The organism is Leptospira yanagawae serovar Saopaulo str. Sao Paulo = ATCC 700523 (genome assembly GCF_000332475.2).
In the GTDB taxonomy this organism is placed as follows: domain Bacteria; phylum Spirochaetota; class Leptospiria; order Leptospirales; family Leptospiraceae; genus Leptospira_A; species Leptospira_A yanagawae.
Genome location: NZ_AOGX02000015.1, coordinates 218,370 through 235,798 on the forward strand (window position 1 = coordinate 218,370; position 17,429 = coordinate 235,798).

A 17,429-nucleotide genomic window follows, 5' to 3' on the forward strand; every position below is an offset into this window, starting at 1 on the left:
AGTCGTTCCTCAAAAAAAGTGAATTGTGTTCAACCGTATAAAGTGTATTTCTAATGGATAGGAAATATTTTTCTTTACCCTTTTGAATCATACATTATAATCTGCACACTAATCATCCTTTGGGGAAATCAATGAGCAACACAAGACTACAATACCACGCCACGGGCGGACAACTCTTCATTTTATTTTTGAAGAATATGTTTCTTACAGTAGTGACGTTAGGGATCTACAGCTTTTGGGCAAGAACCAACATCCAAAAGTTTACAGCAGAAAATTTAGAGTGGGCTGGAGAACGTTTTTCGTTTCATGGAACTGGAAAAGAAAGATTCATCGGGTTTTTAAAAGCCGTTGGAATCTTCATCGTCCTTTTTGTCGCCATGATCATCATCCAATGGGTATTACGGTTCATTCCGATTCCCTATCTCTCACAGATTGTGGGCCTCTTACTCTATATCGCAGTGATTTTGGCTTTAGTGCCGATCATCATCGTTGGTGGACGAAAGTACTTAACTTCACGCACTGGCTACCGAAACTTACGTTTTGGTTTTGATGGTAAAATCATTGAAGTAGCAAAAATCTATGGAAAAGGAATCCTTCTTACCATCGTTACCTTAGGGATTTATTACCCATGGTTTTTCGCTGAAAAAGAAGCTTACTTACAAAGCAAAACTCGTTATGGAAATACAAACTTTGGATTTTCAGCAGAAGGTAAGGAAATTTTCTTTTTATATTTAAAGGGATTCCTGCTTAGCATCGTAACTTTGGGAATTTATTATCCTTGGTTCCTTGCAGACGTGCAAAACTACATCTGGAATCGGACTAGTTTCCAAGGGAAAAAATTCCGATCTGACATTACTGGTGGCAAAATTTTTGTGAATTTTCTGATCGCTTATCTGATCATTATCTTCACATTAGGTATTGGGTTTGCTTGGGCCGTAGTTCGATTGACAAAACTGTTCATCGAATCTGTGAGTTTAGAAGCAGAGGTTGATTTTTCAACGATTTCTGCCCAACCAGATACCAAGGCAAATGCGACAGCGGAAGGATTGGAAGCACTTGCTGAAACTATAGAAACCTTCCTATCATAAACATTGTTTCAAAACCAAACATTTACATCACGATATTTTAATGGTGTATCAGCGGTCCCTGAAGAAGGGACCGTTCTGATTCATGGACAAACAGTTCAATTTACTTCCTCCGATACCAACCATAAAATCAGTTTATCTCAATTTACCGAATTCATTCGGACGCATAACGGCTGTAAACTTGTATTACTTCCTGACGAAAGGAAGGAAAGTCCTACTTTAGAAATCTTTTGTACAAAAGAAGAATCAAAATTATTGGAAAAAATTTGGATCCAAAATAAAAAGTCACAAAGCCATTCGAGTGCTCTTTTTTATTCGATTCGAGAAATGAATCCCTTAGTTTTAGGGGTTTTATCTTTATTGGTCGTTTCGATAGTTGGATTTTTTTACTTCAAAGGATTGGAAATTGTTACGAATTTCATTCCTCTATCGATGGACAAATCCTTGGGTGATTCCGTCCAAGTTAAAATGGAAACTGGGTTTAATGCCTGTGATTCCAAAGCCACCGATCGTTTTTTTGCTGAGGCATTAAAACAAATAGTTCCAAAAGATAGCAAACACCAATTCACAGTTTCGGTGCTTGCTTCAGAGATACCAAATGCTTTTGCTTTATCCAACGGTAAAATTTATTTTTTCTCTGGATTGCTTAACGAAGCGAAATCACAAGAAGAAGTTTTGGGAGTTTTGGCACATGAAATTGCCCATATCGAAAAAAGACATCATATGCGTAACCTTGTCAAAGCAGGTGGAACATCACTTGCGATCAGTTTGGTGATCGGACCGGGCCTTGGCAATATGGAATTTTTGGAAACAATTACCGAAATAGGTTCCACAATTTTGGTTTTAAAATTTTCCCGAGACTTTGAAACAGAAGCCGATATCACTTCACTTGACTATCTAAAATCAAAAAATATTTCCACGGATGGATTACTCAGTTTTTTCAAACGGATGGAAGAATTGGAAAATGGAGATAACGAATCAGAAGATAATGAAGTTGCCATCAGTGCAAAAGAAGAATCATCAACCGCAAACCAAATCACTGATTTTTTGAGTACTCACCCTGCCACAAAGGAAAGAATGAAAACTTTAGAATCTTTAATTCAAAAAGGGAAAAAAGGAAGCGTTAAAAAAATTGTTTCTGATAAAACTTGGAAAGAAGTTCAATCAACTTGTTTAGATCTCAAAAATTCTGACTCTAAATGATCATAAATTTCTTTTAAAGTTTCGCTTAAGCTGTGTTTGTTTTTCCATCCTAGAGATTGCAGTTTCTTATTGTTTCCATAGATTCTTGATGTTTCGGAAACACGAACACGACTTTCATCAACAACAAACCGAATGTCTTCACCAGAAAAGTTAACCAATGTTTCAACCATGGAGCGAATGCTTCGTTCTTCACCCGAACATATATTATAAATTTCACCAGACTCACCTTTTTCAATTAAAGTGAGGTAACCATTGACAATGTCTTTTACATGTGAAAAATCTCGAGTTGGTTGTAAATCTCCCACTGAAATTTCTTTTTTTCCTGCATACTTCGCTTGGATGATCTGTGAACAAAAATTGGGGATCACAAATTCTTTTCTTTGTCCAATTCCTATGTGATTAAAAGGTCGTGCGATCACAACTGAAACATAAGAACTGTATTCTGCGTACTGACGGCAATAGGATTCCGCTGCCAATTTACTACCAGCATATGGATTGACGGGATTCGGCAGTAATGTTTCCCCCAATGGAAGTACATCCATGTTTTGTTTTCCATAGACATCTGCAGACGATACATACAACATCTTACAAGGTTTTTGCAATCGATGTAAGGTTTCTAAAAGATTTAAAGTTCCTCCAACATTAATGCCTTCGGTTTCCCATGGATTTTCAATGGCGTTGGGAACAAATGCTTGTGCGGCCAAATGGATCAAAATATCAGGTTGGACTTTTTTTAATTGTTTGGAAACAGTTTCTAGGTCGCGTATGTCACCTTGGAAACAATGGATTTCGTGATTCCCTTGGGATTCGAGTGCTGGAAGGAGATAACTTCCTACAAATCCGCTGGCTCCGGTGACTAAAGTTTGTTTTTTTTTCATAGAAAAGGGAAATTTCTGATCTGACCCTAAGATTTAGTTGCCATTCTCCCAATTTTTCAAATCCTCTCAACAAAAGAAAGAAAACTGTGGAAGACAAAAAGAATTTCAATCCAACCCCCTTTGTCGCAATCCGTGACCCACAGATCAATGTACAAGAAATTGTCCAAAACTTGGAATCAAAGATTCCTCTTGATCCGAGCCATCCACGCGAATGGTCCGAACTCACTAAAATCAGTTACAAACCTGAATCCCCATTGGGGTTCCGAAAATTTGACCCCGCAGGCACAGCCCATCTATTTGAAAAAGGGATTTCTAGTCCTAAATTTTCAAATCCTAAATTCTGGTACATCCGTGGACCAATCAAGTTTATCATCAATCGCTTGGTTTCTCTCTACGGACAAATCGACAAAAAACTTTCGGAAAACCGCATACGCGCTTTTTTCTCTGTTTTACACGAACTTGTACGTCTTGGAAAGAGAATGGAACAGATGGAAAGAAGGTTTGATGGTTTTTACCGAGATCATTTGTTACATTCTGACGGAAAAAATTCGCCTAATTTCAGTTGGGCGACCTCATCTTACTTTGTTGATGCAGGAATGAATCCGAATTGGAATTTGGCAATCGATGATTTAAAAAACAGAAACCAAGTTTTTGTTTTGTTTCCAGAATGGGGAGAAATATTAAAAGAATTTACCATTTCAAAAATTCCTTTCCATTCAGTTACAACAAACAACGACCAATACAACTTTATCAAAAGTAATATTACACAAAATATAAGATATGCTGAATCTCAATTCCCTATTTCAAATCAAAATATTGTTAATGGAGATGTGGTTGTTTATTTAGCTCTCAACAAGTTTCCTTCTTATGCTTTGGAACGATTGTTTGCAGAAATTTCTTCGGTTTTGAGTAAAGGTAGTCACCTTTATTTTTCAATCTCCATCATACCTGAAAAATCAAATCGTCCTTTCCGCGATCTCCAAGTAACAGAAATTAACTTAAATTTACTTCCTAGTTATTTAGAATCATTGGGTTTTTCCTCACCAAGAGACTTGTCAATTTCAGAAGAAACCAAGGTTTTCCGTTATACCAAATTCTAAAATGAATGTCTTTCAACATCTAGATGAATTAAAAGATTCTGATGGTGTCGGCAATGATGCGATTGGATTATCAGAAGTTTTTCGGTCGTTAGGTTATCGATCACATTTCATTACTAGAATTCCAAGAAAAGGAAAACCATTACAAAGCACTTTCCATATAGTAGACAATTTTCATGAGCAAACGAATGTAAACGATATCCACATCTTACATTATGGTGGCGCTGGTTACCCATATACACTATTCCAAAACCTACCTGGTACCAAAATTTTAAGATTTCACAATGTCACTCCCGCTAAATTTTACGAACATACCACAACTGATGACATTTTTCACGCGATGGAAAAGTTTGAATCACTGTCTTATTTAGAATTAGCTAGTTTATCAATTTTTTGTGATTCAGTTTGGTGTGATTCACAATTCAATTATGAAACCATAAAAGGATACGATTTTCGAAATCCTTATGTAATTCCAATCTGCAAATCTTATGAAAAATTACAAAAAGAGACTTTATCGCATAACGATCATTCTATTGCATTTATAGGACGATATTCTCCTCAAAAAAAATGGGAGGACTTAATTACATTTTTTTCCTTTTGGGAAAAAGAATTCCCAAACGCAAAATGTTATTGTATCGGATCAATTATTGGTGCATTTGATGGATATTTTGAACGACTAACAGAAGTTGTGCGAAATTTTCAATTGGAGAACAAAGTAGTATTTTTAATGGGTAAATCCGATTCAGAAGTATTAACAATCATTCAAAACTCCAGTGCTTTTGTTTCAATGAGTGAACACGAAGGGTTTTGTTTGCCGATTTTGGAAGCTTTTGGATGTGGAATACCAGTTTTTGCCTACGCGGCGGGTGCAATCCCAGGGACAATGAAAGAAGGCGGAAAATTGTTTGATTCAAAAAACTACCCATCTCTTGTGAAAATGATCAAAAACCATTTGAGTGAAAAAGATCTTCGTGATCAAATGATCGATACCCAATACAAGGTATTGGAGGATTACAATAAATTTCCTTTCGATTTGGTGATCTCTGGCATCTTACAAAGTGGTATCAAATGAACATTCACCAATTCTCAGCCGGTTTTCAATTAGGTGATGCCATCTCACAAGAGATGTTGGAAATCAAACGATTGCTCGCAAAAGAAAATTATGAAGGTAATATTTTTGCAGAAAATGTATTATCAAGTGATCGCAAATTTGCAGAAAAGTTAACAAAAGCAAATATCAAACCCAAAGATGTCATTGTTTACCACCATTCAATCCATTCAAAAGTTTTAGATTTCCTTTTACAGTTTCCCAATAAAAAGATACTTATTTATCACAATGTAACTCCAGAATCTTTTTTTGAGGCATACGATTTACGATTTAGCTATTTACTCAGAAAAGGTAGAGAAGATTTATCTGTGATCAAAAACAATTTCCAACATTCATTTGCTGTATCTCAATTTAATTTGAATGAACTCATTCATTTGGGATTCAAACAATCTAGAATTTTTCCATTACACTTAAATTTTCAAAAATGGAATTTAAATTCGGAAGATACTAAAACCAAAGCATATTCTTATCAAACCCCATCGTTTTTATTTGTTGGTCGTATCGCTCCGAATAAATGTCAGGACGATCTCATTCGTTTTGCTAGAACTTGGAAATCGAATTATGGAAACAATTTTTCACTACGAATGTTAGGTTTCTGTAACCCAGACCAACAGTCATATTTAGATGAACTTAATTTTATGATCACCCAACTCGATTTGCAAGAAGAAGTGAAAATCATTCCTTATGTAGATGAGTCGATGCTAAAGAAAATTTATTCTGAAAGTAATTTGTTTTTATCAATGAGTGAACACGAAGGTTTTTGTGTTCCACTTATGGAGGCCATGCATTTTCAATTGCCAGTAGTTGCTTATGCAGCAGGAGCAGTACCAGAAACTTTAGGAGAGGCAGGATACCTTTTCCATTCTAAAGATTTTGATCAATTGGCAAAGGAAATATACAAAATCTTTCAAAATAATGAATACAGAAACACAATTCTATTCCAACAAAACCAACGATTGGACTCTTATTTAAAATCTACGAGCATTTTACCTTTGTTAGAGGTTATTAAAAGTTAAGAAATGGCAAAAATTTTATTCATTACTCCTAGATTTTTGCAAAATGCATCGGGAGGTGCTGAAAAATTAGCTTCTGACTATGTAGATATTTTAAGTGAAACACATGAAGTTACAGTTTGTACCAGTGCGGCCAAGAATTATGTTACTTGGAAAAATGAATTCAATCCAGGCCAAATAGAAGAAAACAATTATAAAATCATACGTTTTCCTGTTGAACGATCGCGTAACATAAACAAGATGAACTCAATATTGGATCGTTGTTTAAAGGCAGGTGATTCGGTTTCGATGAAGGACCAGATGTCTTTTCTTATAGAACAAGGTCCGTTTTGTCCCAAGTTAGTTGAATATGTATCCAAACATCAGTTTGAATATGATTTGATTATTCTTGTTGGATATTTGTATTATCCTGTGGTACTCAGCATTCCATTATTAAAAGTTCCCTTTGTAATTGTCCCTACGTTTCATGATGAACCACCGTTCCGTTTGCCAATCTATAGACAAACCTACCTCAGCCATTATCTATATAGTTTTAATGCACCCGAAGAGTTAGAAGTTTATGAATCCATTCACCGCCAAAAAGTGAATCGATATTTTTTAATTGGAACCTATGTTGATGATCTAAATCCAAAATTTAAAACTTCTAACTCTGACATCGTCAAATCCGAAAAAACTTTCCAACTCCTCACCATCGGTAGGATCGAACCTGCAAAAGGATATCCAACCTTATTCGAAAATTTTCATCAATGGAAACAATCAAATCATAGATCCGACGTTACCTTGAAATGTCTAGGGTCAGTTTTTTCCATGGATGTTTCTAAGGAAAAAGAAATTCTGTTTCCAGGATTTGTTTCGGAAGAAGAAAAAGTTTTGGAAATACAAAACTCATATTTATTATTGAATCCATCTGCTTATGAAAGTTTTTCCATTTCTATCATGGAGTCTTGGCTCCAAGAAAAACCTGTACTTGTAAACGGAATGTCTTCTGTTATGAAAGGACATTGCATTCGTAGCCAAGGTGGTTTGTATTATTCCGATTCTATTTCCTTTCAAAGGATGTTAGAGTATCTTTTGGAAAACAAAACAATCGCAGAAAGAATGGGAAAAAACGGCAGGAAATATGTTCTTTCAAATTTTTCTAAAGATGTTATTAAAACAAAACTCAATCAAATGGTTAATACACTACTCGGTTGATTTGGCCTTCAAACTCTGCCAATAGGTATTCATGAACATAACCATTACTTGCCAGTAAACTTGGAATCATAATGGAAAAATCATTCCCGTCCATAGATGTCAACTTACCATTTGCTTCCAAAACGATAAGACCAGCTGCTGCCATATCCCATGGTTTTAAACCTAATTCATAGTATCCTTCGAATTTTCCTTCTGCTAACCAACATAAATCGAGAGTGGCTGCCCCAGTTCTACGTATGCCTCGCGATTTTTGTAAAATGGATTTATAATATTGCATTAACGTGTCTAAAGACAAATTTCGATCATAAGGAAATCCTGTGACAAACAATGAATCTTTCATTGACTTTGTTTGTGAAACTTGGATTTGTTTTTTTTCACGAAAAGCACCCTGGCCTTTGATCGCATGATAATATGTACCGAGTTCCGGGAAAAAAACCATTCCGATCACAGGAGACATCGTCTCGGTCTCCACAACACCTACCGACACTCCATACAAAGGTAATCCATGGGTATAATTCGTTGTACCGTCTAATGGATCAATCACCCAAGTATAACCAGATGTGCCCGCAATAGGATCTCGTTCTTCTGAAAGAATTCCGTCCAAAGGAAAGTTTTTTTGGATTTCTTCTAGAATCATTGATTCCGCTTTTAAATCTGCTTCTGTGACTAAGTTGTATAAACTTTTTTCATCAACTTTTAAGTTGGATTCCTTGTGTTTTTCAACAAGGAAGTTTGCAACATTCGGTAAAAAATTTAAAAAATGATAAGATCTATCATGTAATTCAGAAAGCATCAATACCCGCCAAATTCGATGTTTTTTTTCATCGCGGTGATCTCAACATCTAAATTTAGGGTTTCGTCTGCTTTCAGTTTATTTCTGACTTGTTCAGTTGTTTTAATGACTTCGCTTAACAGAGAATTGAGTTCCGTTTTTCTTTTTTCGGAGTCGGGAGAACTAACACTTTGGCTTACTCGAATGTATTGGCTAAGAATTTTGGAAACGGTTTCTGGAAAGTAATTGAGAAACTGTTTTGCTTTACGATATGAAAGTGGATCCTCAGCTAGTTTGACACGTAAATCAGATAAAGAATGAAGGTATTCATTACATAATCCCTGCAAAGTAACATCCGTTAAAGATTTTGCATCTTTTTCTGTAGACAGCCGGAATTCATCGAGTTTTTCCATTTGGGATTTGTATTCTGAAAATTCTACTTTGTCTTCAAATTTCTTTTTTAGTTCATTCCAATTTTCTTTTGTTTTGCTATTGGAAAAGAGGAGTGGAAAAAAACTAAATGGATAGTGGTGTGGTTTTCCTATGGTTGTGCGGTAAATTGCGATTCCTAAAAAAATCACATGTAAAAAAGCCATAAACACATAGGAAAATACGAGCAAAACTCTATCGTCCCCAAATTTCGTTCCAAATCCAAAGTATCCCAAAGACAATAAAGCCTGTAAGTACATTGCCTCTAATGATTGTTTGGCGGAGTAGGAAGATTTTGTGCGAGATAACCACATCACAAAAGGATAAATCATAGCTCCAAGTGATGAAATATAAAATGGAAAAGGCAATAATGCCATTGGATAAGTGAGTAAAGTTGAAATATGGGCCCGCCTGGCCCATTTTTTCTCTTCTTGATTTTGTTCTGATTGTACTTCTGTCATTCTATTTTGATTCCAATAGTTTTTGTTTGATATCAGATTCGATTTTAATCATCTCTTGTTCAGCCAACTTACGTTTTTGGCGACCATCTTCTTGGATTTTCAAAGTTTCTGTAATCGTTTCAATCAATTGTTGGTTCACATTTTTTAAGGTTTCAATTTCAATGATCCCTTTTTCTGATTCTTTTGCGATCTCAACAGTTCCTGATTTTAACATCTCTGCATTTTTTTGGATCAGGTCATTGGTTGTTTTCGAAACTTGTTTTTGTGCTTCCAGAGCTTTCCTTTGGCGCATCAATCCAAGTGCAATGACAATCTGATTTTTCCAAAGTGGGATCGTATTCAAAATCGAACTTTGGATTTTTTCAACCAAAACTTGGTTTCCACTTTGGATCAAACGGATTTGTGGTCCTGTTTGTAAGGACAGAATTCGTGTGAGTTTTAGGTCATGGATTTTTTTCTCAAATCGATCCACCATTTGTACCATATCTTGGTATTGTTGGGATGCAAGAGTATCTCCTTGGGCCTTCGCCTTTTCCAACATTTCGGGTAAAATTTTATCTCGAAGTTCTTGGATCTTTTTATCACCTGCTGCGATGAAAATTTGAATCTCTTTGAAATATTCTAAATTTTTCTCGTATAACGCCTGCAATAAAGTGATATCTTTTGTGAGATTCGTTCTAGCTGAATGTAGTTCATCTACAATTTTTCCAATCTGTGATTCCAGGTCTTCGAACTTGGCTAAAAACTTTCGAGAAGCATCAAAAAGCCCACCAATCAAAGGAATTTTAGAAAGAGTGTTCCCTTCTCCGGCGAAACTATCCATATCTAAGTCTTTGATTTTAAATAGGAGTTGGTTTAACAATTCACCAGCATATCCTGAGTCTTTTGTTTTGATCTCGGATAAAACCTTGTCCGCAAAATCGGAAACTTTTGCTTGGGCAGACGATCCATAGGAAACTATGTCATTGGGATTATTGAGTTTAATTTGTCCGGTCAATTCCTCAACTTTTTGAATGTCTTCCTTAGTCAGTTGTAGTTCCGGGTCATTTGATTTTAGTTCCAGAGAGTCCATACGTTTTGATCCTTTATTGTTTCTCACAAAGATAGAATCGTTTTTAAAATATGAATCAAGCAGAAAAATACTTTGTGCAGAAACACGAACTTGGAAATTTATTTCTCCAAAAATGCGATCCAAAACTACGGTTTGGTGACAATTTCTTTGTAAGGATTGTTATACTTTGATACATTCCCTGAGAAAAATATGCTAAATACGAATTTGAATTTACCAACCTTCCTCCCTCCCATTCTCACCGTCGATGTATTCACTTTGGGAAACCGTTTGTTAGCCCAAACCGAGATCCTGAATTTACTCAATAGACTGAGGAACAAAAATCACTTTCACTATTTGATCATCAAATTCTTAGTTTGCACTGGTTTGTCTTTACCAGAGCTCATCCATTTGAAAATCGCTGATTTTAACAAAGAAATGGATCGTTTTTATATAACGAACGTCGGTCGTCTGAGGAAACGACATATCTTTTTGGATCCAAAATTTGCTGTGGAGCTGTATCGTTACTCTTGTGAATTTTCGCCAGGAGATTATCTGTTCCCAGGCCGGGATGGAGAGTTACGCACCCGCACCATCCAAAAGATTTTGAAGACCGCAAGCCGCATGATCTCACGAGAAATACACATACCTTTTTTGCGAGATGTAATTGCTCTCGATTTATTCCAAAAGGGATTCCCTCTCAGGGAAATCCAAGAATTTTTGGGCCATCGAACCAAACGTTCCACCCGACATCGGATTATGTTGCATATCACAGAGATGGACCATAGGGATCCACGACTTTTTACGAGAAACAGAAACCAAGCAGCGTAAAAATTTCTTGAACCTTTGGTGTTTTCAAAGATTCTAGTCACCAAGTAGGCTCGCTTTGGAAATTAAAACCAAAAAAATCGGAAAGCACACACTCGTTCACCTAAACGGTCGTTTGGATATCACTCATTCGGATGAGGTTGAGGCAAAATTAGCTGATGATGTGCAAAACGGAGATGGTGACATCATTATCAATTTAGAGCTCATATCCTATATCTCCTCTTCTGGAATTCGTATCTTTGTTGGTATGGTGCGAGAGCTCGACAAACAAGGAAGAAAGCTCAAACTCTGCTGCATCACTCCACCTGTAAAAAAGGTTTTTGATGTTGTAGAACTTTTGGATTTGTTTGAAGTTTTCGAAACGGAACAAGAAGCCGTTAATTCCCTTTCTAAGTAATACAAACTTGGCGTATGCCTCGTTTTGTATCATTTCTCTCGTTTATTTTTTCCATGTTGGGATTAACTTAGCTGTTTTTCCCGTCGTCTGGCCAGATGAAGTTCTTTTTTATTCTCCTGCCTTTTCGTTTTCCCAATCCGGGGAATTAAAAACCGAAGTCCTAAAGGGACTCATTCCTGGAATGGAATTCAAAACCCTTTGGATGCCCCCGGTTTATTTGTTATTTTCTGGTTTATCCTTATCAATTTTTCCTGATACATTAATAACACTTCGCCTAGCAAACGTTTGTTTAATTTACTTAACAGCATTTGCATTTTATCGATTACTGAAACGATTTTCCATTTCAGAAGTAGCCGCACAAATTGCATTTGTAAGTATTCTATGGGAACCACTTGTCTTTCGTTTTGGTACTGTTGCCAGAATGGAAGCACTCACATCATTTTGTTTTATCATCAGTTTGGTTTTTGCATCGAATCCTAAAAAAAACACGTGGAACCCTTTTTTGTCTGGGTTGTTACTATCGTTTGCCGCTCTTTCTCACCCATTTGGTGCTTTTTTTGGTTTGGTGAGTTTGTTTCTTGTATACCAAAATTTTGGTATACGAGGAGTCACTTATTTTGTGTTTGGTGGCGTAATACCAGTTCTAGGTTGGATCATTTACATCCATCCAAATTGGGATTGGTTCCAAATCCAGTTTGGGGCACAACTCACTCGAAAACAAAACTTATTGAAAACATTTACATTAATAGATAAAATCAAAATTTTTTCGTTTGGATTTGGTTTTTCTAAAATCCGTTTGGTTCTTATTTTGATTGAGTTATTGTCTTTAGGTTTCATTTCCTATAAACTATATAAAAGACACCACTCCATATCCAAAACATGGATTCTTTTTTGGATATGGACAGGATCAGTATTATTTGCTTTATATTCTTCTTCGGAAGGTTGGTATGTTTTTCATATCATCTTTCCTCTTTCTTTTGGTATGGCTTTATTAGCGGAAGAGAAATCAATTTTAAACCGGATACCGATGTTTGGAATTTTACTTTCGCTTTCTGCTATGATTTATATTGCCCAAATACATTGGTCAAAAACGGATTCGGGAGAAATTCAAAATGCACATTTTCGAAATATATCATCAAGTTTGGTTCATTCCAAAGCTGTGTACTTACAAAGTTTACCTGATCCCTATTTTTATCTAAAATCAATACGTCCTGATTTGGATATATTGGAATTCATTCCCGGTGAATTGGAAATCCCTTCGGAAACTTTTTTAAAAACAATCCATTCACGAGATAGTTTTGTATTTTATGATGAATCCCTCATCAATGAGGCAATCAGAGATTATTTAAAGTCAGGAAACTGGATTCGAGTTGAATGGGAAATTCCTGTTCCCAGGGACCACTGGTTACACTACAAAACCATTATTTATACTAAAAAATGAAACGATTCCAAAACATAATTTGTATTCTTGGAATTTGCTTGTGTTTCCCTAATTGTTATCATTCTGACAAACCTTCAGTGCAATATTTATCGATTTTAGGAGCCGGTGTTATGAATCGTAATATTACAATTGTTGGTGATTCATTGGCACAGTGGTCTGAAGGTTTTGGTTTACGAAATCGTTTGCCGAGTGAGTTCCGTGTAACAGATGTATCCGTTGCTGGTTATACAACAGAAGATTGGTTACAGAACCAAAATCGATTGAATGAAATTCCTACTGACCTCTGGATTTTGGAATTGGGAACCAACGATGCGATGGTATACGGAACAAATGGATTTGAAATCAGGACTCTTGAATTGATCAACTTTTTACAATCCAATCAAATCTCATCTGTCTTACTGACTCTTATTCCAAGAACAAATATGACTTCTATTAAAGAAACCATTCGAGAAAACAATGATACACTTCGAAAAATAAAAGCACAAAAAGAAAAAGTGGATATCGTAGATATCGAATCAATTTTTGAATCCTACCAAGGCGAAATTCCCCTTTACCCCATTTCCGACCCAATCCATCCCAATCAAATTGGATATGATCTTATGGGGGAAACGTATCGAAAGAAAATTTTAGGAATTTAGATCGGCTAAAATTTTTAGTCCCTTTAAAGTCATCATTGGGTCTATTTCGTCAAACACTTGGTTATGCGAAGCGTGAATGGTCGTGACAAGTCCACCAGTCCCTACAACAACATAATCACCAGGGTGTTCTTCTTTGATAGCACGAACGATCTCTTTTAACAAACCGATCCAACCAAAGAAAAATCCAGCTTGGATTGACTCAACAGTAGACTCACCTAACACACGTGATGGTGAACCAAAAACGATAGGTGGAAGTTGTGCAGTATTTCTTGTGAGGGCATCCATTGAAATTTTTAATCCAGGTGCAATCACACCACCAATGTATTCCGGTTTTTCGCTAATGACACAAAAGGTAGTTGCTGTTCCTAAATCTACCAAAATGGCTTTTTTTCCTGGGTAAGTTTTGGCACAGTATGCCGCGTTTACCAAACGATCGGCACCTATTTCAAATGGACGTGGGTAACTAATACCAAAGTTTAAATTCATTTGGTAGTGAACTCTTAATGGATTTACATCAAACCAATCTTCTAACATCCTTTCTACGATTGGATTGAGAGAAGGAACAACGCTTGAATAGATTGCTTTTTTAACACGATCAGCCTTTACATTTTCTTGTGTTAAAAATCCTTTTAAAAAGAGACCTAATTCGTCAGAAGTACGATCTCTTCGAGTAACAGTTCTTTTATGAAAATCAGGAGTTTCTTCGCCTTCACGAAAAACTCCAAACACTGTGTTTGTATTTCCAACATCGATGACAAGTAAAAGTGGTGAATCTGACATTTATATTATCCGAAATTTTGGCGAAGTGTCCATGAGTTCAATTTTTTGGCCAGTTTCGGTCATTATGAGAAGGAATCCTAATTCATCAATTCCCAAAACTCTTCCTCTCACCATTCTTTCTTCCCATTCGGTTTCTATGACTTTGTTCTTTAATAAAGAATGTTCTTCAATCCATACTAAATCTTTTAGTACTTGGCCTGGATCTAGTAGGGTGATGATCGCTTGGTTGATTTCTATTACCAATTGGTTGGCAAACCGTTCCAACTCACCTTCCGAAAGTGTTGTGTCACATAAAAAACTTGCTTTTTCTTTTAAGTGATCGGGAATTTGTTTTCCAAAAAAATTCAAACCAATTCCTATCACAATATCATACACACCGTTGGTGAATTCTGATTGGACGAGAATCCCTGCTACCTTTTTCTCAATTTTGTATATATCGTTTGGCCATTTGATCGTTGTGTCTTCAGTTCGTTCTGGAAAAAACCGGAAGATTGTTTTGAGTAAAGCTGAAGAAATGAAAATGGATACCAAAGGGAGCGAAATTTCAGCAGCAGATAATCTGATTTTTCCAGAAAAAATCAATGGGTCTTCGCCTAACGACTGCCAAATATTTTGTCCTCTCCCTTTGCCTGCAGTTTGCTCATCAGCAATCACCCATGAACCAAAAGGGATCTCTGGATTACGAATCCATTCGTTGGTTGAATTCACAGTGGAAAGTCTATGCCCTAATTCAGGTTTTAAGAGTCTGTATTGCATTTGAGTCTATTTCCTATATGTTTCGGATTGACGAAACCAAAAAATTCACTAGTGTATTTGTATGAAATTATATGGAAATACGGTTTTAATCACTGGATGTGGAATGGGCATTGGTGCCTTAACCGCAGAAAGATTGGCAAAAGAAGGGAATGATATCATCGGTATCGATATCAATCTTTCGCACTTAAAAGAGATCCAATCCAAGGTAGAATCACTTGGAAAAAAATTTTATGGATTTGCTTGTGATCTTTCAAAAGAAGAACAAATTTCCTCCCTGATTAAAAAAATCAAAAAAAACAAACTCCAATTTCAAATTTTAATTAATAACGCAGGCATCGCACCCAGTGGCCCATATGAAGGTAAAAACTTTTCGGTTTGGGAAAAGGCATTAAAAATCAATGTACATGGACCAATGCAACTTGTGTACGAATCGTTACCGATTTTAAGAGAACAAAATGAAGCAACAATCATCAATTTAGCAAGTATTGCTGGCAAATTTGGAACAGAAGGAACTGTAACCTATTCGGCCACCAAACATGCAATGGTCGGATTTTCTCAAGCCTTGAAGATGGAATTGTATGATACTCAAATTGGAGTTAGTTGGATCTGTCCCTCCATGGCAAAAACAAGGATGATTGATGGGGTCAAACCTTCTTTTTTTACCCCAGTCATCGAACCCATCCAAGTTGCAGATGCAATTTGTAAGGCCATCCAAAAGAATCCTGGTGAGGTCCTAGTTCCGTCTTACTTACGGTCAACCATTGTGATTTTGCCAGCGTTATTTCCTAAATTTTCGCTATGGCTTGCCGTGAAAACAAAAGCTTCAAAAGGTTGGTTACTTGCCAACAAGGGACTTGAGAAAAATATTCCCGTTTAGAGGATAGGTTTTATGCACATTTCTCAGGTCCTCCAGAAAAAACAGACTACGATCAGCTTCGAATTTTTTCCTCCCAAAAACGAGGAAGCATCTGAGGATTTATTCCGCAATATCCAAGAACTATCGCAAATGAATCCAGCCTATGTAAGTGTCACTTATGGAGCTGGAGGATCCACAAGAGACTTAACACATGACTTGGTTGTCAAATTACAAGAGCAGACCGGACAAACGATTGTTAGTCATTTAACTTGCGTAGGTTCCACCAAAGAAGAGATCCGAGAAATTTTAAAACGTTACGAAAAAAGTGGAATTCATAATATCATGGCTCTCCGAGGGGATCCTCCAAAAGGGCAAACCGAGTTCCAAAAAACAGAAAATGGATTTGGATTTGCGGGGGAACTGGTGGGTTTCATTAAAAAAGAATTTCCAAACATGGGAATTGGAGTGGCAGGATTTCCAGAAGGACACCCATCCACACCCAATCGTCTGAAGGAAATTGAATTTTTAAAATGGAAAGTAGACCAAGGTGCAGACTATATTTGTACACAAATGTTTTTTGATAACAATTCGTTTTATGATTACGTGGAACGTTGTGAAATTGCAGGTATCAAAGTCCCGATCATCGCAGGGATCATGCCAATCACTTCTAGAAAGGGAATGGCACGGATGGCCGAACTTTCGTTAGGAACAAACTTCCCAGCCAAACTTTTGAAATCCTTATCTCGTGCCGAAGATGATTCATTTGCTGAAAATGTGGGAATCCACTGGGCTACAGAACAAGTTCGCGATTTGTTGGATCATAAAATTGCAGGAATCCATATGTATACTTTGAACAAATCGAAGGCTACACGCAAAATTTACGAATCACTCGGGATTCGAAATTTCGACACGATTGTTTGATTCTTCTTTTGGTTTGATTCCTAAAAATTGGTTTTGGTTCCAATAACCTTCCAAAACCAAACTTCCTTTTGCATTGGTGATTTTTGCTTTGCCAACCAAACCATTTTGGTCCCAATAACCTTCTAAAATAAATCCATCGACAAATCGATATTTGCCATATCCATCTCGTAGGCCTTTGGTATAATTGCCTATAAATTCATCACCATTCGCATAACGATAGATACCTGGACCGTTCTTTAATCCAAATTTGTATTCTCCTTCAAATATGTCTCCATTTGCATAACGATAAATTCCAATACCATGTTTTGAATCTTCTAAAAAATCACCTTCAAACTGATCACCGTTTTCGTATGTCACTACGTGTTTTCCATTCCGGCAATTTTCGCCTTCACATATTTTTTGATTCGATTTACAAAAAATAAAGAGAGATAAACATAAAATGATAAAGTATTGGGAACGCATAGATGATTTCTAATTAATTATTTCGTCAACTGTGTATACATACTGATATAAATCTAGTTTGG

At 36.3% G+C, this 17,429-nt stretch carries 19 protein-coding genes; 12 read left to right on the forward strand and 7 right to left on the reverse strand.

From position 1 onward, the window contains the following. The first annotated feature begins 131 nt into the window (after positions 1-131). Together LEP1GSC202_RS04640 and LEP1GSC202_RS04645 are read left to right on the forward strand one after the other, a co-directional pair. Positions 132-1,088: a YjgN family protein gene (locus tag LEP1GSC202_RS04640; RefSeq protein WP_015676855.1), complete on the forward strand. Its 957-nt coding sequence runs from the start codon at positions 132-134 to the stop codon at positions 1,086-1,088. 3 nt (positions 1,089-1,091) lie between these two features. Beyond that, on the forward strand, positions 1,092-2,288 hold the full coding sequence (locus tag LEP1GSC202_RS04645; RefSeq protein ID WP_015677291.1) for a M48 family metallopeptidase: 1,197 nt from the start codon (positions 1,092-1,094) through the stop codon (positions 2,286-2,288). Here the strand turns inward: LEP1GSC202_RS04645 and LEP1GSC202_RS04650 are convergent. After that, entirely contained in the window at positions 2,246-3,166 is a 921-nt protein-coding gene (locus tag LEP1GSC202_RS04650; protein ID WP_015677569.1) for a GDP-mannose 4,6-dehydratase, read from the reverse strand. The genes LEP1GSC202_RS04645 and LEP1GSC202_RS04650 overlap by 43 nt on opposite strands. Before the next feature lie 86 nt (positions 3,167-3,252). Between LEP1GSC202_RS04650 and LEP1GSC202_RS04655 the strand changes: the two genes are divergently transcribed. From LEP1GSC202_RS04655 to LEP1GSC202_RS04670, 4 genes are read left to right on the forward strand one after another with little or no spacing between them, the layout of a single operon-like run. After that, entirely contained in the window at positions 3,253-4,266 is a 1,014-nt protein-coding gene (locus tag LEP1GSC202_RS04655; protein WP_015676620.1) for an LIC_10202 family protein, read from the forward strand. A gap of 1 nt (position 4,267) precedes the next feature. Further along, on the forward strand, positions 4,268-5,335 hold the full coding sequence (locus LEP1GSC202_RS04660) for a glycosyltransferase family 4 protein (RefSeq protein ID WP_015676727.1): 1,068 nt from the start codon (positions 4,268-4,270) through the stop codon (positions 5,333-5,335). Then, complete coding sequence (locus tag LEP1GSC202_RS04665; RefSeq protein ID WP_015676780.1) at positions 5,332-6,387, forward strand: glycosyltransferase family 4 protein; 1,056 nt, start codon at positions 5,332-5,334, stop codon at positions 6,385-6,387. The genes LEP1GSC202_RS04660 and LEP1GSC202_RS04665 overlap by 4 nt, the downstream gene beginning before the upstream one ends. A gap of 3 nt (positions 6,388-6,390) precedes the next feature. Continuing rightward, the gene (locus LEP1GSC202_RS04670; protein ID WP_015677251.1) at positions 6,391-7,578 is read left to right on the forward strand and encodes a glycosyltransferase family 4 protein; all 1,188 of its coding nucleotides are present in this window, start codon (positions 6,391-6,393) and stop codon (positions 7,576-7,578) included. Here the strand turns inward: LEP1GSC202_RS04670 and LEP1GSC202_RS04675 are convergent. The 3 genes from LEP1GSC202_RS04675 to LEP1GSC202_RS04685 are packed head-to-tail and all read right to left on the reverse strand — an operon-like array spanning position 7,559 to position 10,435. Continuing rightward, positions 7,559-8,371: an inositol monophosphatase family protein gene (locus LEP1GSC202_RS04675; protein ID WP_015676509.1), complete on the reverse strand. Its 813-nt coding sequence runs from the start codon at positions 8,369-8,371 to the stop codon at positions 7,559-7,561. The two genes, LEP1GSC202_RS04670 and LEP1GSC202_RS04675, sit on opposite strands and share 20 nt — an antisense overlap. Further along, complete coding sequence (locus tag LEP1GSC202_RS04680; RefSeq protein ID WP_015677088.1) at positions 8,371-9,240, reverse strand: DUF4870 domain-containing protein; 870 nt, start codon at positions 9,238-9,240, stop codon at positions 8,371-8,373. Before LEP1GSC202_RS04680 ends, LEP1GSC202_RS04675 begins: the two co-directional genes overlap by 1 nt. Position 9,241: 1 nt before the next feature. Then, positions 9,242-10,435: a toxic anion resistance protein gene (locus LEP1GSC202_RS04685; protein ID WP_244147636.1), complete on the reverse strand. Its 1,194-nt coding sequence runs from the start codon at positions 10,433-10,435 to the stop codon at positions 9,242-9,244. Between the two features lie 66 nt (positions 10,436-10,501). Here LEP1GSC202_RS04685 and LEP1GSC202_RS04690 point away from each other — a divergent pair, with 66 nt between their 5' ends. The 4 genes from LEP1GSC202_RS04690 to LEP1GSC202_RS04705 all read left to right on the forward strand — a co-directional run bounded on the left by LEP1GSC202_RS04690 (position 10,502) and on the right by LEP1GSC202_RS04705 (position 13,592). Continuing rightward, positions 10,502-11,119: a tyrosine-type recombinase/integrase gene (locus tag LEP1GSC202_RS04690; protein ID WP_015676949.1), complete on the forward strand. Its 618-nt coding sequence runs from the start codon at positions 10,502-10,504 to the stop codon at positions 11,117-11,119. Between the two features lie 55 nt (positions 11,120-11,174). Then, complete coding sequence (locus LEP1GSC202_RS04695) at positions 11,175-11,513, forward strand: STAS domain-containing protein (RefSeq protein WP_012390191.1); 339 nt, start codon at positions 11,175-11,177, stop codon at positions 11,511-11,513. 7 nt (positions 11,514-11,520) lie between these two features. Next, positions 11,521-12,954 (forward strand): ArnT family glycosyltransferase, encoded by a 1,434-nt coding sequence (locus LEP1GSC202_RS04700; protein ID WP_015676647.1) that lies wholly within the window; start codon positions 11,521-11,523, stop codon positions 12,952-12,954. Between the two features lie 110 nt (positions 12,955-13,064). Further along, positions 13,065-13,592, forward strand: a complete 528-nt coding sequence (locus LEP1GSC202_RS04705) for an SGNH/GDSL hydrolase family protein (RefSeq protein WP_039928573.1) — start codon at positions 13,065-13,067, stop codon at positions 13,590-13,592. Here LEP1GSC202_RS04705 and LEP1GSC202_RS04710 read toward each other — a convergent pair. Together LEP1GSC202_RS04710 and LEP1GSC202_RS04715 are read right to left on the reverse strand one after the other, a co-directional pair. After that, positions 13,581-14,372: a type III pantothenate kinase gene (locus LEP1GSC202_RS04710; protein ID WP_015677079.1), complete on the reverse strand. Its 792-nt coding sequence runs from the start codon at positions 14,370-14,372 to the stop codon at positions 13,581-13,583. The two genes, LEP1GSC202_RS04705 and LEP1GSC202_RS04710, sit on opposite strands and share 12 nt — an antisense overlap. Continuing rightward, positions 14,373-15,128 (reverse strand): biotin--[acetyl-CoA-carboxylase] ligase, encoded by a 756-nt coding sequence (locus LEP1GSC202_RS04715; protein ID WP_015677196.1) that lies wholly within the window; start codon positions 15,126-15,128, stop codon positions 14,373-14,375. Between the two features lie 61 nt (positions 15,129-15,189). On the opposite strand from LEP1GSC202_RS04715, the gene LEP1GSC202_RS04720 reads away from it, so the two are divergent. Together LEP1GSC202_RS04720 and metF are read left to right on the forward strand one after the other, a co-directional pair. Next, entirely contained in the window at positions 15,190-16,005 is an 816-nt protein-coding gene (locus LEP1GSC202_RS04720; RefSeq protein WP_015676451.1) for an SDR family NAD(P)-dependent oxidoreductase, read from the forward strand. Between the two features lie 12 nt (positions 16,006-16,017). Then, positions 16,018-16,905, forward strand: coding sequence for a methylenetetrahydrofolate reductase [NAD(P)H] (gene metF / locus LEP1GSC202_RS04725; RefSeq protein WP_015676442.1), 888 nt, complete (start codon positions 16,018-16,020; stop codon positions 16,903-16,905). Here the strand turns inward: metF and LEP1GSC202_RS04730 are convergent. Continuing rightward, positions 16,870-17,367 carry an MORN repeat-containing protein gene (locus LEP1GSC202_RS04730; protein ID WP_015677518.1) on the reverse strand — a complete coding sequence of 166 codons (498 nt, stop codon included), beginning with the start codon at positions 17,365-17,367 and terminating at the stop codon, positions 16,870-16,872. The genes metF and LEP1GSC202_RS04730 overlap by 36 nt on opposite strands. Positions 17,368-17,429 lie beyond the last annotated feature (62 nt).

Excerpts from the sequence above, each read along its gene's own strand:
- LEP1GSC202_RS04640 (WP_015676855.1), top strand. The coding sequence starts at position 132 with ATGAGCAACACAAGACTACAATACCACGCCACGGGCGGACAACTCTTC.
- LEP1GSC202_RS04650 (WP_015677569.1), bottom strand. The coding sequence starts at position 3,166 with ATGAAAAAAAAACAAACTTTAGTCACCGGAGCCAGCGGATTTGTAGGA.
- LEP1GSC202_RS04660 (WP_015676727.1), top strand. The coding sequence starts at position 4,268 with ATGAATGTCTTTCAACATCTAGATGAATTAAAAGATTCTGATGGTGTC.
- LEP1GSC202_RS04665 (WP_015676780.1), top strand. The coding sequence starts at position 5,332 with ATGAACATTCACCAATTCTCAGCCGGTTTTCAATTAGGTGATGCCATC.
- LEP1GSC202_RS04670 (WP_015677251.1), top strand. The coding sequence starts at position 6,391 with ATGGCAAAAATTTTATTCATTACTCCTAGATTTTTGCAAAATGCATCG.
- LEP1GSC202_RS04675 (WP_015676509.1), bottom strand. The coding sequence starts at position 8,371 with ATGCTTTCTGAATTACATGATAGATCTTATCATTTTTTAAATTTTTTA.
- LEP1GSC202_RS04680 (WP_015677088.1), bottom strand. The coding sequence starts at position 9,240 with ATGACAGAAGTACAATCAGAACAAAATCAAGAAGAGAAAAAATGGGCC.
- LEP1GSC202_RS04690 (WP_015676949.1), top strand. The coding sequence starts at position 10,502 with ATGCTAAATACGAATTTGAATTTACCAACCTTCCTCCCTCCCATTCTC.
- LEP1GSC202_RS04705 (WP_039928573.1), top strand. The coding sequence starts at position 13,065 with ATGAATCGTAATATTACAATTGTTGGTGATTCATTGGCACAGTGGTCT.
- LEP1GSC202_RS04710 (WP_015677079.1), bottom strand. The coding sequence starts at position 14,372 with ATGTCAGATTCACCACTTTTACTTGTCATCGATGTTGGAAATACAAAC.
- LEP1GSC202_RS04715 (WP_015677196.1), bottom strand. The coding sequence starts at position 15,128 with ATGCAATACAGACTCTTAAAACCTGAATTAGGGCATAGACTTTCCACT.
- LEP1GSC202_RS04720 (WP_015676451.1), top strand. The coding sequence starts at position 15,190 with ATGAAATTATATGGAAATACGGTTTTAATCACTGGATGTGGAATGGGC.
- metF (WP_015676442.1), top strand. The coding sequence starts at position 16,018 with ATGCACATTTCTCAGGTCCTCCAGAAAAAACAGACTACGATCAGCTTC.
- LEP1GSC202_RS04730 (WP_015677518.1), bottom strand. The coding sequence starts at position 17,367 with ATGCGTTCCCAATACTTTATCATTTTATGTTTATCTCTCTTTATTTTT.